At 68.2% G+C, this 15,155-nt stretch carries 12 protein-coding genes; 7 read left to right on the forward strand and 5 right to left on the reverse strand.

The genetic code is table 11. From position 1 onward, the window contains the following. Nucleotides 1-26 precede the first annotated feature (26 nt). Both E0H73_RS02595 and E0H73_RS02600 read right to left on the reverse strand, forming a co-directional pair. Complete coding sequence (locus E0H73_RS02595; RefSeq protein WP_131350597.1) at nt 27-731, reverse strand: hypothetical protein; 705 nt, start codon at nt 729-731, stop codon at nt 27-29. Nucleotides 732-816: 85 nt separating this feature from the next. Then, the gene (locus E0H73_RS02600) at nt 817-1,878 is read right to left on the reverse strand and encodes an LLM class flavin-dependent oxidoreductase (RefSeq protein ID WP_131350599.1); all 1,062 of its coding nucleotides are present in this window, start codon (nt 1,876-1,878) and stop codon (nt 817-819) included. 89 nt (nt 1,879-1,967) lie between these two features. Here E0H73_RS02600 and E0H73_RS02605 point away from each other — a divergent pair, with 89 nt between their 5' ends. Further along, entirely contained in the window at nt 1,968-3,380 is a 1,413-nt protein-coding gene (locus E0H73_RS02605) for a DUF2252 domain-containing protein (protein WP_131350601.1), read from the forward strand. A gap of 68 nt (nt 3,381-3,448) precedes the next feature. Further along, nucleotides 3,449-4,450, forward strand: coding sequence for an aldo/keto reductase (locus E0H73_RS02610; protein ID WP_238163765.1), 1,002 nt, complete (start codon nt 3,449-3,451; stop codon nt 4,448-4,450). 6 nt (nt 4,451-4,456) lie between these two features. Here the strand turns inward: E0H73_RS02610 and E0H73_RS02615 are convergent, their stop codons facing one another. Further along, on the reverse strand, nt 4,457-5,653 hold the full coding sequence (locus E0H73_RS02615; protein ID WP_131350604.1) for a lipid-transfer protein: 1,197 nt from the start codon (nt 5,651-5,653) through the stop codon (nt 4,457-4,459). 8 nt (nt 5,654-5,661) lie between these two features. Beyond that, entirely contained in the window at nt 5,662-6,516 is an 855-nt protein-coding gene (locus E0H73_RS02620) for a proline racemase family protein (protein WP_131350606.1), read from the reverse strand. Nucleotides 6,517-6,662: 146 nt separating this feature from the next. On the opposite strand from E0H73_RS02620, the gene E0H73_RS02625 reads away from it, so the two are divergent. The 5 genes from E0H73_RS02625 to E0H73_RS02645 are packed head-to-tail and all read left to right on the forward strand — an operon-like array spanning nt 6,663 to nt 14,229. Further along, a complete protein-coding gene (locus tag E0H73_RS02625) occupies nt 6,663-7,394 on the forward strand; it encodes an SDR family NAD(P)-dependent oxidoreductase (protein WP_131350608.1) in 732 nt (243 codons plus the stop codon). Between the two features lie 7 nt (nt 7,395-7,401). Next, nucleotides 7,402-8,538, forward strand: coding sequence for a glycine C-acetyltransferase (locus E0H73_RS02630; RefSeq protein WP_131350611.1), 1,137 nt, complete (start codon nt 7,402-7,404; stop codon nt 8,536-8,538). A 36-nt stretch (nt 8,539-8,574) separates the two neighbouring features. Then, nucleotides 8,575-9,099 carry a hypothetical protein gene (locus E0H73_RS02635; protein WP_131350614.1) on the forward strand — a complete coding sequence of 175 codons (525 nt, stop codon included), beginning with the start codon at nt 8,575-8,577 and terminating at the stop codon, nt 9,097-9,099. A 1-nt stretch (nt 9,100) separates the two neighbouring features. After that, the gene (locus tag E0H73_RS02640; RefSeq protein ID WP_131350617.1) at nt 9,101-11,308 is read left to right on the forward strand and encodes an ATP-binding protein; all 2,208 of its coding nucleotides are present in this window, start codon (nt 9,101-9,103) and stop codon (nt 11,306-11,308) included. After that, complete coding sequence (locus E0H73_RS02645) at nt 11,305-14,229, forward strand: ABC transporter permease subunit (protein WP_131350621.1); 2,925 nt, start codon at nt 11,305-11,307, stop codon at nt 14,227-14,229. Before E0H73_RS02640 ends, E0H73_RS02645 begins: the two co-directional genes overlap by 4 nt. Nucleotides 14,230-14,241: 12 nt before the next feature. Here the strand turns inward: E0H73_RS02645 and E0H73_RS02650 are convergent, their stop codons facing one another. Further along, nucleotides 14,242-15,090 carry an SDR family oxidoreductase gene (locus E0H73_RS02650; protein ID WP_131350624.1) on the reverse strand — a complete coding sequence of 283 codons (849 nt, stop codon included), beginning with the start codon at nt 15,088-15,090 and terminating at the stop codon, nt 14,242-14,244. Nucleotides 15,091-15,155 lie beyond the last annotated feature (65 nt).

Genomic DNA, 15,155 nt, shown 5'->3' on the forward strand with positions numbered 1-15,155 from the left:
GGTCCCTACCCAATCAGTGATCCGGTTCAGGCAGAGCCCCCGGCGAGCAGCGAGAACGCGACGACGGTGGCCAGGACGACGACCACCACCAGGACGAGGATGCGGATCCAGATCCGGAGCACTCGCTGCCAGGGCTTCGCGAGCGCGGTGGCGGGGTCGGGCCGGGCGGCCTGGGCCGGCGTCCACAGTTCGACCACCAGGCGTCCGGCGAACGCACCGGCGGCGATGAGCAGGATCCACGCCCAGCCGCCGGGACCGAAGTGCGGAAGGTGCAGATTGCTGGACTGCTGGTCGCTCGACATATGGATCGTGATCGCGGGCCGGCCATGGAAGAGGATCAGCCGGAGCGCTACCAGGCCGGCCACCGCGGCGATCGTCAGCCACAGGGACCGCATGATCAGGCCGGCCTTGGTCAGCCGCAGCGCGAAGGCGGTGGCGCCCAGCGGCAGCAGCACGAACACCGGCGCCACGAGCGCGGCGACGACCAGGACCGCGACGATGACCGCAGCAATGACGACGAACAGGCCGACCAGTGCGCCCTCGATCCCCGAGCGTCCCTCGGTCGCCTGGGAGATCATGTCGCCCGCGATGGGTCCACCGACGTGGATGAACAGCCACGCGAAGAGAGGTCCGCCGACCAGCACGGCAGCAAGCCCTCCGATCGCCGCGCCGACGGCGGCAGCGGCGGATCGACCCCACGTCATACCGACTGAGAGCGGTGCAGTCTGCATCAGAACCTCGGCCCTTCGCATCGCATCGACATCGAAGGTCAGGACCGTACGGCACCAGGAGGCCAGCGGCGCCGCGCTCAACCGGTCACGCAGCGGGCTCCTGGAGCAGTGGCAGAAGCTGATCGCCGACGCGGACTGTCTCCTCGCGGTACGGCGTGTCGGAGAGGATGAAATGGGTGACGCCGAGGTCCTGGTACTTGCGCAGCGACTTCGCGACGTCCTCGGCCGATCCGACCAACCACGTCGTACCCGCGCCGCCTCCGCCGTACTTCCCGGGCGCCGTGTACAGATTGTCGTCGAGTACGTCGCCCCGCTCCGCCAGTTCGAGCAATCGCTGCTGCCCGACGGCCTTGAACCACCGGCGATCCCGGGAGCCCGCAGCCTCCGCCAGCTTCGCGACCTTGGTCTCGGCATCCGCCCACGCCTGCTCGGTGGTGTCGCGGACCAGCGTGGTGATCCGCAGCCCGAACTCCAGCGGTGGATGCTCCCGCCCCAGCTCATCCTCGAGTGAACGCAGCCGGCTGATCCGCTCCGCGATCCCGCCCAGCGGTTCACCCCAGAACAACTGCACATCGGCGTCCGTCGCTGCCACCCGCTGCGCCGCCTCGGACGCGCCCCCGAAGTACAGCCGCGGATGCGGCCTTCCTTCCCGTACGACGGGACGCGTGGCGACCGTGGACCCGGTGACCGAGAAGTACTCACCGGCGTACGACACGTCCTCCTCGGTCCACAACCGTCGTACCAGTTGGAGGAATTCGCGGGTCCGGGCGTACCGCTGCGCCTGGTCGCCCTCGGAGTCGCCGTACGCGGCGAGATTGTCCTGGCCGGAGACGATGTTGATCAGCAGCCGTCCGCCGCTCAGCTGATCCAGCGTCCCGGCCGCCGACGCGAAGTGCGCGGGCTGCCAGTACCCGGGCCGGATCGCCACCAGCGGCTGGAAGGTCGTCGTCCGCGCCGCCAGCGCGGTCGCCACCGTGAACGTGTCCGGCCGGCCCCACCCGGTCCCGAGCAACGCGCCGCCCCAGCCGTGATCCTCGGCGAGCCGGGCGAGCTCGGTCAACCGCTCCAGACTGTTGTGACCCGCGCCGGCGTCGTCCCCGCGATGCCCGGGAGCGACCTGATTCGGGAGGTACCAGAGGAAAGTCATGCAAAGGAGTTTATGTCCATCGTATTAGTAGACTTTCGAATCGTCTCGCGGTCTGGTCAAGCGGGCCGGGATGAGTGGACGCTGGCGGTATGACTGCGGAGCGGCCGAGCGCCGGGGAGCGGGCGGCGCAGGGGAAGGCGGTGCGGAAGGAGGTGCCGCTCGACGCGCATGCCGAGGTGGGGGCGAGCGGCTCGCGGGACCCGATCGGGCTGCTGCTCGGGCAGGCGGAGGGACGGGTACCGGAACTGGTGCCGATCCGGCACGGGCGGATGTTGGTGTCGCCGTTCACGTTCTACCGTGGCGCGGCGCTGGTGATGGCGTCCGACCTGGCGCAGACGCCGGCGACGGGATTGCCGGTCCAGCTGTGCGGGGATGCGCACCTGTCGAACTTCGGGGCGTACGCCTCGCCGGAACGGCGACTCGTGTTCGACATCAACGACTTCGACGAGACGCAGCCCGGCCCGTTCGAGTGGGACGTGAAACGCCTGGCGACCAGCTTCGTGGTGGCCGGCCGTGACAACGGGTTCGACCCGAAGCAGTGCCGGAAAGCCGCCCGGACGGCGGTCAGGGCCTACCGGAAGTCGATGCGTGCGTTCGCCGGGCAGTCGATCCTGGCGGTCTGGTACGCCCGGCTCGACGTCCAGGACACGGTCGCGCAGTACAAGGCGACGCTGTCGCGTGCCGACCTGAAGCGGCAGAAGTCGCTGGTCCGCACCACCGAGTCGACGCTGGCGAAGGCCTACTCCCGGGACAACCTGCAGGCGGTGGGCAAGCTGACCAAGTCCGTCGACGGACGGCGCCGGATCGTCTCGAACCCGCCACTGATCGTTCCTATTGTCGAACTCGACGGTGTCGACGGGATCGACACCGCCGACGTGTTCGCGGAACTGGGCAAACTGTTCGTCGACTACCGCGCCACCCTCCAGTCGGATCGCGGGCATCTGCTGGACCACTTCCAGCTGACGGACGTCGCGCACAAGGTGGTCGGCGTCGGCAGCGTCGGTACCCGGGCCTGGGTCCTACTGCTCGAGTCCACCGTCGCGGACGAGGCGCTCCTGCTGCAGGCCAAGCAGGCCGGTCCGTCCGTCCTCAGTGCGTACGCCGGACCATCGGCGTATGCGAATCACGGGGAGCGGGTCGTCTCCGGGCAGCGCCTGATGCAGGCCACCAGCGACATCTTCCTGGGCTGGCTGCACGCGGCGGCGCCGGGAGAGGATTACTACCTGCGGCAGTTGCGCGACTGGAAGATGTCGACCGAGATCGCCGAACTGCGTCCGCAGGGCCTGGATCTCTACGCCCGCTTGTGCGGCTGGACGCTCGCCCGGGCCCATGCCCGCTCCGGCGACCGCTTCGCGATCGCGGCGTACCTGGGCAAGTCGGCACGCTTCGACCACGCCGTCGCCGACTTCGCCGAGACGTACGCCGATCTGAACGAAGGCGACCACGCGGCACTCGCCGTAGCGGTGAAGTCCGGGACGGTCGAGGCCCGGACCGGCCTCTGACTCAGTACTGCGAGTTGTCGGGGCCAGCAGAATTCCCTGTTGGACTGTGCGCCGGGAACGTGAACAGGATGCTGGAGACGTTCCCCAACGGTTCGGAGGACCGGATGACGAAGGCAGCACAGCGTTCGCTCGGCGACGGTGGACCGGAGGTCAGTGCGCTCGGGATGGGGTGCTGGGCGATCGGCGGGCCGCACGCACGGCAGGGGAGTCCGGTTGGTTGGGGGGTGATCGACGACGACGAGTCGAAGCGGGCGCTGCGGCGCGCGTACGACCTCGGCGTGACGTTCTTCGACACGGCCGACGTCTACGGCTGCGGCCACAGCGAGAAGCTGATCGCGGCCGCGCTCGGCGACGTCCGGGATGACATCGTGATCGCGTCGAAGGCCGGCTACACGTACGTCGAGGAGACCCGCGAGGCACCGGGGGAGAACGGCGACCCGGACTACATTCGCTGGGCCTGTGACGAGTCGCTGCGGCGGCTCGGGACGGACCACATCGATCTGTACCAGTTCCACCTGGGCGGCTACGACCTGGCGAAGGCGGACGACGTCCTCGCGGTCTTCGAGGAACTGGTTGCCGCAGGCAAAGTACGGGCGATCGGCTGGAGCACGGACAGCCCGGAGCGGGCCGCGGTCTTCGCGAAGAGCGAGCACTGCAAGGCGATCCAGCAGCACTTCAACGTGTTCGGAGGCAACGCCGAGGTGCTCGAGCTGTGCGAGCAGCACGGCCTGGCGAGCATCGTCCGCGGTCCGCTCGGCATGGGCCTGCTGACCGGCAAGTTCGATCAGAACAGCACCCTCCCGGCGGACGACGTACGCCACGGCTGGGACTTCCGCACCGGCGACCAGGCCGAGTCCCTCCGCCGCCTCGACGCCATCCGCGACGTCCTCACGTCGAACGGCCGCACCCTGGCCCAAGGCGCCCTCGCCTGGCTGTGGTCCCGCAGCGAAGCCTTCATCCCCATCCCCGGCTTCAAGACCGTAGCCCAGGTGGAGGAAAACGCCGCCGCCCTCGACCACGGCCCTCTCACCAAGGACCAACTGACCGAGGTCAGCACGATCCTGGCCTGACCGGAGTCAGCGGTTGGCGGGCTGGTAGGCGGTCACGACGACGGCGCCGCCGAGGCCGATGTTGTGCTGAAGGGCGACAGCGGCGCCGTCCACCTGGCGGGCACCGGCCTCGCCGCGGAGTTGCCACGTGAGCTCCGCGCATTGGGCGAGGCCGGTGGCGCCGAGCGGATGGCCCTTGGAGATGAGTCCGCCGGACGGGTTGACGACCCAGCGTCCGCCGTACGTCGTGTCGTTGCCGTCGACCAGCTTGTGTCCTTCGCCTTCGCCGGCCAGGCCGAGTGCCTCGTAGGTGAACAGCTCGTTCGGGGCGAAGCAGTCGTGGAGTTCGATCACGTCGAGGTCGTCGGGGGTGAGCCCGGTCTGCGCGTAGACCTGGTCCGCCGCCGTACGGCTCATGTCTGTGCCGACCAGGTTGATCGCGCTGTTGGTGCCGAAGGTCGAGGGCAGGTCGGTGACCATCGCTTGGCCGACGATCTCGACGGCGCGGTCACCGAGGTCGTGCTCCTCGACGAACCGCTCGCTCGCGAGCACAGCCGCGCCGGAACCGTCGGAGGTCGGCGAGCACATCAGCCTGGTCAGACCGGCATCGGCGTACACCGTCTTGGCGTTCTTGATGTCCTCGACGGTGTAGACGTCCTGGAACTGCGCGTACGGGTTGTTCACCGAGTGCCGGTGGTTCTTGGCCGCGATCTTCGCGAAGTGGTCCGGCGTCGAGCCGTACCGCTCGTTGTGCTCCAGCCCGGCGACGCCATACATCCACGGCGCCGGCGGGGTGGCGAACTCGCGGATTTCGGCGAGGGCTTGGACGTGCTTAGCGACCGGCCATTCGCGGTCGTCGTACGCCGCGGCGAGTGAACCGGGCTGCATCTTCTCGAAGCCGAGCGCGAGCGTGCAGTCGGCCAGACCGCCGCGGATCGCGCTCGCGGCCAGGTACAGCGCGGTCGACCCGGTCGAGCAGTTGTTGTTCACGTTGGTGATCGGGATGCCGGTCATGCCGAGCTCGTAGACGGCACGCTGGCCGCAGGTGGAGTCGCCGAACACGTATCCGACGTGGGCCTGCTCGATCCGGTCGAAGGTGATGCCGGCGTCGTCCAGCGCCTTGCTGCCGGACTCCTTGGCCATCGCCGGGTAGTCCCAGCCCGTCCGGCGGCCCGGCTTCTCGAACTTCGTCATGCCGACGCCGATGACGTAGACCTTGTGCACGTCGCCTCCTAGTCCATCGTGACGAGGCCGGACAGCATGATGTCCAGCTGATCGATCGTGCCCGACCCGATCGACTGGGCCTCGAAGGAATGGCCGAACGGGCTTGCGTGCACCAGTGGCGCTCCCGCGCAGACCTCGCCGTCTTCGACGGCGAGCAAATACCGAACGCAGGTGCCGGTTCCACACGGACCGCGATTGAGTACGCCGTCACCCCAGATCACCGCGCTGCGGGTCGACAATCCGGTCACCGGTTCAGTGATCAGCAGCATGTCCGGCGCCGGGACTTCGCTCGCCGGCCCACGCAGGCGGCTCAGGAGGTCGTGCCCCGCGACCGCCAGCTCGTGGAACGAGAACCGGTCGAGCTGTACGCCGAGGTCGGAGGCAGTGACGGCCGCGAAGCGGTTGCCGCCGGCCGATGCCGACCTGATCCGAAGGGGCCTGCCCAGGTAGTCGACCTGCTGGCTAACCGACGTACGCGTCACCGCAGGCATGTCGACAGCGACACGGCCGGAGCCGAGGCTCCTGCCCACGATGAGACCGGCCGCCGTCTCGAACGTCGCAGCGGGGTCCGTGTTCGGGTTGGTGCACATGGCTGTGGCGAACAAGGTCGCCTCACCACATCCGCCGAGCGGCCCGTGCGCGGCGACGAACCTGAGCCCATAGTCGGCGTCGTACCTCGATGGCTCGAACACCACCGCGACGATCGCTGTCGGGTCGCTTCCACGGGTCTTGAAGTAGTCGACCCGGACCAGTTCGAGCGCCTCGCCATCGCACTGCTCCGACGAGGTCAGGTCGTAGCACGCGACCGGTTGGCCCTCGCTCGTGCCCTCGGCGACGAATCCGCTCACGATGGTTGCAGTCACCGAACCATCATTGGTTCGGCATGATCGCGGTTGCGCCCTACAGGCGCAGGAAAACCCGTCACCGGCTTCCGACGAAGCGAGCTACCCCGGCTCTGAGCGCACTCATAGCGTGAATCGGCGGTCAAGTTCGGGACGGAGGCATCGGAATGTTCGCACCAACCGAGCCGGCGCGCGTCGCTGTCGTGACCGGCGGCGCGGGCGGCCTGGGACGGGCCTGTGTCGAGTCGCTGCTGGCGCGCGGAACGGCTGTGGCCGTCGTCGATCGGCTTCCACCGAAGGACCTGCCCGACAAGGCCATCTGCGTGACCGCCGACGTGACGTCGCCCGATCAGGTCCGCAGCGCGCACGAGGAGGTGGTGGACCGGCTCGGCGGGGTGTCGATCCTGGTCAACGCCGCGGGGATCGCTCGCTCCACCCGGTTCGCCGACATCAGTCTCGACGAGTGGCAGAGCGTCCTGGGCGTCTCCATCACCGGCACCTTTCTGATGACGCAGGCGTGTCTGCCGGGCATGCGCGCGGCCGGCTGGGGCCGGATCGTGAACTTCTCCTCGACCGCGGGCAAGAACGTCTCCACCTTGGGCGGTGCGCACTACACCACTGCGAAGGCAGGGCTGCTCGGCCTGACGCGGGCCCTGGCCCAGGAGCTCGGCCCGCTCGGAATCACGGTGAATGCGGTGTGCCCAGGTCTCTTCGATACCGAGATGGCGCGCTCGCTCGCGCCCGGACGCGATCTCGACGCGTACCTCGGTGGTCTGCCCGTTCCACGGATCGGGCAGCCGTCGGAAGTCGGCGAACTGGTGGCCTTCCTCGCCGGCGATCAGGCGGCGTACATCACCGGGGCGTCGGTCGACATCAACGGCGGGGAGCTGATGGTCTGATGCCGCCGTGGTGACACTGGACGGACCGCAAGGCCCGCGGATCCGCACCAGCGATGGGCGCGAGCTCCTCAACCTCTGCTCCAACGACTACCTCGGGCTGGCCAACGATCCCGGCGTACGCCGGGTTGCCCACGAGGCGCTCGACCGGCTCGGGTTCGGCTACGCCTCCGGCCGGATCATCTCCGGTACGTCGACCGCGCATCTGCAACTCGAGGAGGAACTGAGCTGCTTCCTCGGCACTGAGGCGTCGCTGCTGTTCACGTCCTGCTTCGACGCGAACACCGGCCTGTTCGAGGTGCTGCTCGGACCCGAGGACGTCGCGATCTCCGATGCCGCGAACCACGCATCGATCATCGACGGACTTCGCCTGTGCCGGGCACGCCGGGCGATCTACCCGTCGCGCGACCTCGAGAGTCTTCGGAGGGAGCTCGCGGCATCCAGCGATGCCCGACGCCGACTGATCGTCACCGACGGCGTCTTCTCGATGAACGGCGGCAGCCCGGACCTGGCGGCTGTGTGTGACCTCGCCGATGAGTACGACGCTCTGCTCGTCGTCGACGACTCGCACGGGACCGGCGTACTCGGCGACCACGGACGCGGCACCGTCTGCGATCCCGACGTCGCCGGTCGGGTAGATCTGGTGACCGGAACCTTCGGCAAGGCCCTGGGTGGCGCAGGGGGTGGCTTCGTCAGTGGCCGGCGCGAGTACGTCGACCTGCTGCGCCAGAAGGCACGCCCGTACGTGTTCTCCAACGCACTCCCGCCCCTACAGGTCCAGGTGGCCCGGCACGCGTTGCGGCTGCTCGAGCGCGACGACGACCGCCGTTCGCGGTTGCTGGACAACACCGCACTGCTGCGCAGCGAACTCACGCGCCATGGCCTCGTCGTGCCGGAAGGCAATCACCCGATCATCCCGATCATCCTGGGTGACGCCGACGTCGCCCTCGCCGCGGCCGCCGAGCTGCTGCGGCGCGACATCCTCGCGATCGCCCTGACCTTCCCGGTCGTGTCGGCTGACACCGCACGGATCCGGCTGCAGGTATCGGCCGCGCATACCCCGGCTGAGCTATTGGCCGCGGCAACCACGATCGCGGAGGTGGTCCGCGGAATGAACGCTTGCGAAACCTTCGGCGTACGCACATAGTGTACGTGCATACGTGATCGCGGAGAGGTGCACGGTATGGGCGGACGCTGGCTTGTGCGGGGCGCGATGGCGATGGTTGCCGTCGTCTCCTTGTCCGGATGTGACTTCGCCGAGCTGAACTTCCGGGTGGACGACCGGTTGCAGTTCGCCGGCCCTGCAGCCCGGTCGACAGTGGGTACTCCGGTCACCGTCCGCTGGACGATGGACGATTTCCGGGTCGCGGCCGAGGGCAGCGAGGCGCCGTCGGACGGGGCCGGCTACTTCGCGGTTTTCGTCGACCAGAAGCCGGTCAGGCCCGGCCACACGATGGACGACGTGGCCGACGGCGACCCTTCCTGCGAGGAGTCACCGACATGCCCCGACCAGGACTACCTGGCCAAGCACGACGTCTACACCACCACGAGCGGCGACGTCGAGATTCCGACGATCCCGGATCTGCCCGGCAGCGAGGAGAAGGTGCAACTCCACACCATCACGATCGTGCTCATGGACACCTCCGGGCATCGCATCGGTGAGTCGGCCTGGGACCTCGAGGTCCGGGTCCGGAAGGCGGGGTTCTGACGTGTCGGACCGAGAAGACCTGCGGGCGAACGAGCAAGCGGCTCTGCAGGAGGTGGAACAGACCAGCGCGGCGCTGCGCGAGCGGGCTCGTGCGACGCTCGGCGTCACCGGCGACGAGAACACGGAGAGCTTCCGGTCGCTGGTCCGCAAGCACAACCTGAGTTACTACCCGATGGTTGCCTTGGGCCTGTTGTTCGTCACCGGTGCTTTCCAGAGCTATGCGTTCACGGTCCTGACGCCCGAGATCAGCCGCACGCTCGGCATCTCGATCGCCGCCATCGTCGGAGCCCGCGCGTTGTACCAGTTGGCGATCGCGATCGCGCCGCTGCCGATCGCGCGGCTGTCCCAGGCTCGGGCGCAGCGCGCGATGCTCTGCATCGTCACCGGGATCGTGTGGAGTTCCATCACACTGATGACCGGATTCGTCACCTCGCTGGTCGCGCTCATCGTCATTCTCTGTCTCGACGGTCTGGCCACCGGATCGGTCGCCGCGTTGCACGCGCCGCTCATCGCGGACAGCTATCCGCCGGCCGCACGGGTGCGCGCGCTGACGGCGTACACCGCGATCGGCACCTTCGGACAGGCGCTCGCGCCGCTGCTGGTCGGCATTCTCGCGTCCGTCGCCGGCCTGAGCTGGCGTGGCGTCTTCCTGGCTCTGGGACTCACCTCGCTCCTGCTGACGCTGTGTGCGATCAGGCTGCGTGACCCGGGTTTCGGGAAGTGGGACTCCGAGCAGTTGCGTGCCAGCGTGCATGAGGAGCACGGCGAGTCGGCGGATTCGCTCGCGGCCAAGGACGTCGCTCTCGGGTTCTGGGAGATCTGCCGCCGGGTGATGCTCATTCCGACGAACCGGAGGGTCTTCGCCGGGTTCGCCGTGTACGGCGTACTCACCGTGCCGCTGGGCACCTTCATCTCGGTCTTCCTCGACCAGCGGTGGAACCTCGGCCCGGGGGAGCGCGGCCTGTTCTTCTCGATCTTCTTCGGGATCGGCGTCCTCGCCCTGATCGGGTACGGCGGCCGCGGCGAGAAGCAGTTCCGGTCCTCGCCGGCGCGGGTGCTGCGGGCTGCCGGTTTCCTCCTGGCGGGAGCGGTCGTCTTCATCGCGGTGGGCGGCGTGATGCCGGCCTTCGTGCCGATGCTGATCTGCTTCGGAGTCGCCGGTGCGTGCATCGGACTCCTGCAGCCGATGCTCGGCATCTCGATGCTGTCGATCGTACCGGCCCAGATGCGACCGCACGCCCAGGCACTGGCCGGGATCTTCGTCGCGATCGGCGGCTCGGCCGGCGCGCTGCTCCTCGGTGGCATCGAGGAGCAGTACGGGATCGGCGGCACGATGGTCGCGATCGCCGTCCCCGGCGTGATCGGTGCCTTCATCATCGCCAGCGCGGGCACCTTCATCGAATCCGACCTCGACCGGATGATCGACGAGGTGGTCGAGGACGAGGAGATCCGCCGGGTCGAGCGGAGCGGGGGACGCCTGCCGTTGCTGGCCTGTCGCGGGATCAACTTCTCGTACGGCCAGCTGCAGGTCCTCTTCGACACCGACTTCACCATCGACGACGGTGAGATGGTCGCGCTGCTCGGGGTCAACGGCGCCGGCAAGTCGACGCTGCTCAAGGTCATCTCCGGCATCGGCCTGCCGACCGCAGGCAGTGTGCGTTACCGAGGACAGGAGATCACCTATCTCGACGCCGAACGCCGGATGCGGCTGGGCATCACCCAGGTGCCCGGTGGCCGCGCGGTCTTCGGGCCGATGACCGTCGTCGAGAACCTGCGCAGCTACGGCTACACGATGGCCAAGCAGCGTGGTGCCGTCGAGAGCGCGATCGAGAGCTGCTTCGAGGCGTTCCCACGGCTGGCCGACCGTCGCAATTCGCTGGCCTCGACATTGTCCGGCGGCGAGCAGCAGATGCTCGGGCTCTCCAAGGCGTTGATGCTCCGTCCACGCCTGCTGCTGATCGACGAGCTCTCGCTCGGCCTGGCGCCGGTGATCGTCGGTCAACTCCTCGACATGGTGCGGCAGATCAACGCTGACGGCACGGCCGTGGTGCTGGTCGAGCAGTCGGTGAACATCGCGCTGAACCTGGTCGACCACGCGTACTTCATGGAAAAGGGCGAGATGCGATTCGACGGCCGCGCTGACGAACTCCTGGCTCGCGACGACCTGCTGCGCGCGGTCTTCCTGCACGGTGCGGGAGCGGCGCGATGACCGCGGTCCTGCGGCGGACCCGCAAGCCGATCATCCAGCTGACCGCGTTCGTGGTCGGCGTCGTACTGACCAAGATCGTGACCGCCGTCCTCGACCGGCACGACGTCATCAAGGCGGAGACGCCGCTGCCGGTGATCATGCTCGGCACGATCGTTGGCCTGACCTACGGCCTGCTGGCGGTTGGCATCGTGCTGGTCTACCGGAGCAACCGGATCATCAACTTCGCGCATGGACAGATCGGGGCGTTCGGAGCGGCGTTCTTCGGCGTCGTCGCGATGAAATGGCATGTCCCGTACTGGATCGCGTTCGTGATCGCGCTGCTCGCGTCCGCCGCGACCGCGGCCGCTGCTGAGACCGGCGTCGTACGGCGGTTGCGTAATGCACCGCGGATCGTGTCGATCGTCGCGACGCTGGGCGTCGGCCAGTTCCTGGTCATCTTCGCGGCGCTCATCAACTCCACGGCATCCGGACCGCTGTATCCGCAGCCGGAGTGGTTGCCGGTCTTCAACGTCGGCGCGCTGCATGTGACGGAGGCGTACTCCGGCATGCTGTTCCTGTCGCCCCTGTTCGTTCTCGCGATTGCGTTGTTCCTGAAGCGGTCGCGGTTCGGTCTCGCCATCCGCGCCGCGGCGGCCAACCCGGAAGCCGCGCGGATGTCCGGCATCTTCGCGAGCCGGATGTCGACCCTGGCGTGGGCGATCGCCGGCGCGTTGTCCGCCTTCACCGCGATCCTCACCGCCCCGACGCAGGGCTTCGCCAGTGCGGACAGTTTCGGTCCCGCGTTGCTGCTGCGTGCGCTGACCGCGGCTGTGATCGGCCGGATGCAGAGCCTGCCCATCGCGCTGGTCAGCGGTGTCGGTCTGGGCATCCTCGAGCAGTTGCTGCTGTGGAACTACCCGCAGTCGGGTCTGGTCGAGGTGGTCATGTTCGTGATCATCCTGGTCGCGTTGCTGGTGCAGCGCCGGCGCGGTGGGCGCGACGAGGAGAAGGGCAGTTGGGCGGCCGTGCGCGGCCTGCGCCCGATCCCGGAGAAGCTGCAGAGCCTCTGGGCAGTGCGTGTGATGGGCCCGGCGTTCAGCATCCTGACGATCGTGGTGCTCGCGATCCTGCCGCTGTTCATCTCCAACGGCCTGTCGGTGACCTTCACCGGCATCCTCGCCTTCGCGATCGTCGGATTGTCGATCGGTGTCCTGACCGGTCTTGGTGGGCAGCTGACACTCGGCCAGTTCGCCGTCGCCGCGATCGGCGCGGTCATCTCGTTCAAGGTGGCGAACAGCACCGGCATCTTCCCGCTCGCGCTGCTCCTTGCCGGTCTCGGCGCGGGACTGGTCTCGGTGCTGATCGGTCTGCCCGCGCTACGCATCCGCGGCCTCATGCTCGCCGTCACCACGCTCGGGTTCGCGCTGGCCGCGCCGTTGTGGCTGCTCACGCAGCCGTGGATGCTCGGCGACGGTCAGGATCCGGGGAAGCCGTCCGGGTGGCCGATCGGTGCGCTCGACACCGGCCGCTCGTACTACTACTTCGCGCTGGCGCTGTTCGTGCTTGCCCTGGTGGTGGCGCGGAACATCCGTCGCAGCGGATTCAGCCGCCTGCTCGTCGCGATCCGCGACAACGAGGAGAATGCGCGGGCGTTCGCCGTACGGGCGAGTCTGGTCAAACTGCAGGGGTATCTGATCGGCGGGTTCATCGCCGGTATCGGCGGTGCGACGTACGCGCACTCGTTGTCGACCATCAGCGCCGGGACATTCCCGACCTCGGCGAGTATCGACGTCGTCGTCATGACTGTGCTCGGTGGCGTCTCGGTGCTGATCGGGCCGGTGCTCGGGGCGATCTGGGTGCTCGGCTTTCCGTTGCTTGACATCGGCAACATCGGACTGGCCGCGACGAAGTTCGGCGTGCTGCTGCTGATCCTGTGGAAGCCGGGCGGCCTGATCCAGGTCGTCGCGCCGCTCCGGGACCGGATCGTGAAGTTCATCGCCCGCCGCCACGGCATCGATCCCGAGCCGTTGTACGCCGGTGAGGACACAACCGACGGTACGGCGACGGCGCGGGGCGTCCGGGTCAGCGACCTGCGGGTCGGCGAACCGCGCACCGAGATCGCCGAACGCCCTGAGACGGGTGCGGTACTGCTCGAGGCGCGCGATCTGCGCAAGAGCTTCGGCGGCGTCCACGCGGTCCGCGGGGTGTCGTTCGACGTACGGGCCGGCGAGACGGTCGGACTGCTCGGACCGAACGGTGCCGGCAAGACGACGACGTTCGAGCTGCTCGGAGGCTTCACCAGACCGGACACCGGACAGGTGATCTTCAACGGTGAGGACATCAGCAAGGTCGGCCCGGAGGGACGCGCACGGCGGGGCTTGATCCGATCGTTCCAGGATGCCGCGCTGTTCCCGACGATGACCGTGAAAGAGACAGTCATGCTCTCGCTCGAGCGAGTGCGGCCGACGGGCTTCGTGACGTCGACGCTCGGGGTGACTCTCGGCGAACGGAAGAAGGCGGGCCAGGCGCGTGCGCTGATCTCGGCGATGGGTCTGGATCGCTACCGGGACAAGTCGATCCAGGAGCTGTCGACCGGCACCCGCCGCATCACCGAGATCGCTTGTCTGGTGGCGCTGCAGCCGATCTGCCTGTTGCTTGACGAGCCGTCCAGCGGCGTCGCTCAACGCGAGACCGAGGCGCTCGGGCCGCTCCTCGTCGACCTGAAGAAGGAGCTCGACCTGACGCTCGTCGTCATCGAGCACGACATCCCGCTGATCATGGGGATCTCGGATCGCATCATCGCGATGGCCGACGGCCACCTGATCGCCGAAGGCACGCCGGACGAGGTGCGGACCGACCCGCTGGTCGTCGACGCGTACCTGGGCGGCAGCATCGAAGCGATCGAGCGCTCCGATGCCGGCCTGGCCGTGGCCGAACGATGAAGACCGGTCGGCCTACTCGGGCTGGGCCGGGGTCTGGGGGACCGCGTCGAGCAGCGCTTCCATCCGGGCCCGGATCGGTACGGCGTTGTCGGGGGCCGTGAGGATGTACGGCCGGTTCTCGATCATCGCCTCGACGACGAGTTCGCCAACAACCGCAGGCGAAACGCCATGATCACGCACCAGCTTCTGAGCCGCCTCCAGGATGGTGTTGATCTTGGCCGAGCGCTGCGGTGCCTCCGCGGGCCGGAAGCGTTGGGTGTTCTCCACCATGTCGGTGGCCACCGGTCCGGGACACAGGACGCTCACACCGATCCCGTGATGCGCCAGCTCCACTCGCAGGGATTCGCTCAGGCCGACAACGGCGTACTTCGACGCATGGTAAAGGAATCCGGACTTGTAGAGCAGCGACTGCCCGTCGACGAAGAGCCCTGCGGCTGAAGCGGTGTTGACGATGTGGCCACCCAGTCCGCGCTCGATCATGCGCGGCACAAACGCCTGGAGGCCGTTGTAGACACCACCCGCGTTGACCCCCATGACGTAGTCCCACAAGGTGTGGTCCATCCGCGACGGCGCGACGGAGTCGATCACGCCGGCGTTGTTGACCACGATGCTCACAGGGCCCAGCTCTGCTTCGACCGCGTCCGCGATCTCGGCGTACCGCTGCCGATCGCGGACGTCGAGCAAGTAGGAACGGGCGGTCGTCACTGCGGAGAGCTCGGCATCGGCTGCGTGCAAAGCCGATTCGTCGAGGTCGGCCACCGCGACGGACACACCCCGGCCGGCGAGCGAGCGCGCGATCGCGAGCCCGATGCCGCGCGCGCCTCCGGTGATGAAGGCCGTACGGCCTGCGAGGGAATCCATGGTGTCTCCTCACTCGGAGCTGCCGGCTTCGCAGATTTGCCCGCCAAAGCCTTGCGCTCACCCTA

It is taken from the genome of Kribbella pittospori, assembly GCF_004331465.1.
Classification (GTDB): Bacteria; Actinomycetota; Actinomycetes; order Propionibacteriales; family Kribbellaceae; genus Kribbella; species Kribbella pittospori.

Coding starts and splice junctions, on each gene's coding strand:
- E0H73_RS02595 (WP_131350597.1), bottom strand. CDS start 731: ATGCAGACTGCACCGCTCTCAGTCGGTATGACGTGGGGTCGATCCGCC.
- E0H73_RS02600 (WP_131350599.1), bottom strand. CDS start 1,878: ATGACTTTCCTCTGGTACCTCCCGAATCAGGTCGCTCCCGGGCATCGC.
- E0H73_RS02605 (WP_131350601.1), top strand. CDS start 1,968: ATGACTGCGGAGCGGCCGAGCGCCGGGGAGCGGGCGGCGCAGGGGAAG.
- E0H73_RS02610 (WP_238163765.1), top strand. CDS start 3,449: ATGCTGGAGACGTTCCCCAACGGTTCGGAGGACCGGATGACGAAGGCA.
- E0H73_RS02625 (WP_131350608.1), top strand. CDS start 6,663: ATGTTCGCACCAACCGAGCCGGCGCGCGTCGCTGTCGTGACCGGCGGC.
- E0H73_RS02635 (WP_131350614.1), top strand. CDS start 8,575: ATGGGCGGACGCTGGCTTGTGCGGGGCGCGATGGCGATGGTTGCCGTC.
- E0H73_RS02645 (WP_131350621.1), top strand. CDS start 11,305: ATGACCGCGGTCCTGCGGCGGACCCGCAAGCCGATCATCCAGCTGACC.
- E0H73_RS02650 (WP_131350624.1), bottom strand. CDS start 15,090: ATGGATTCCCTCGCAGGCCGTACGGCCTTCATCACCGGAGGCGCGCGC.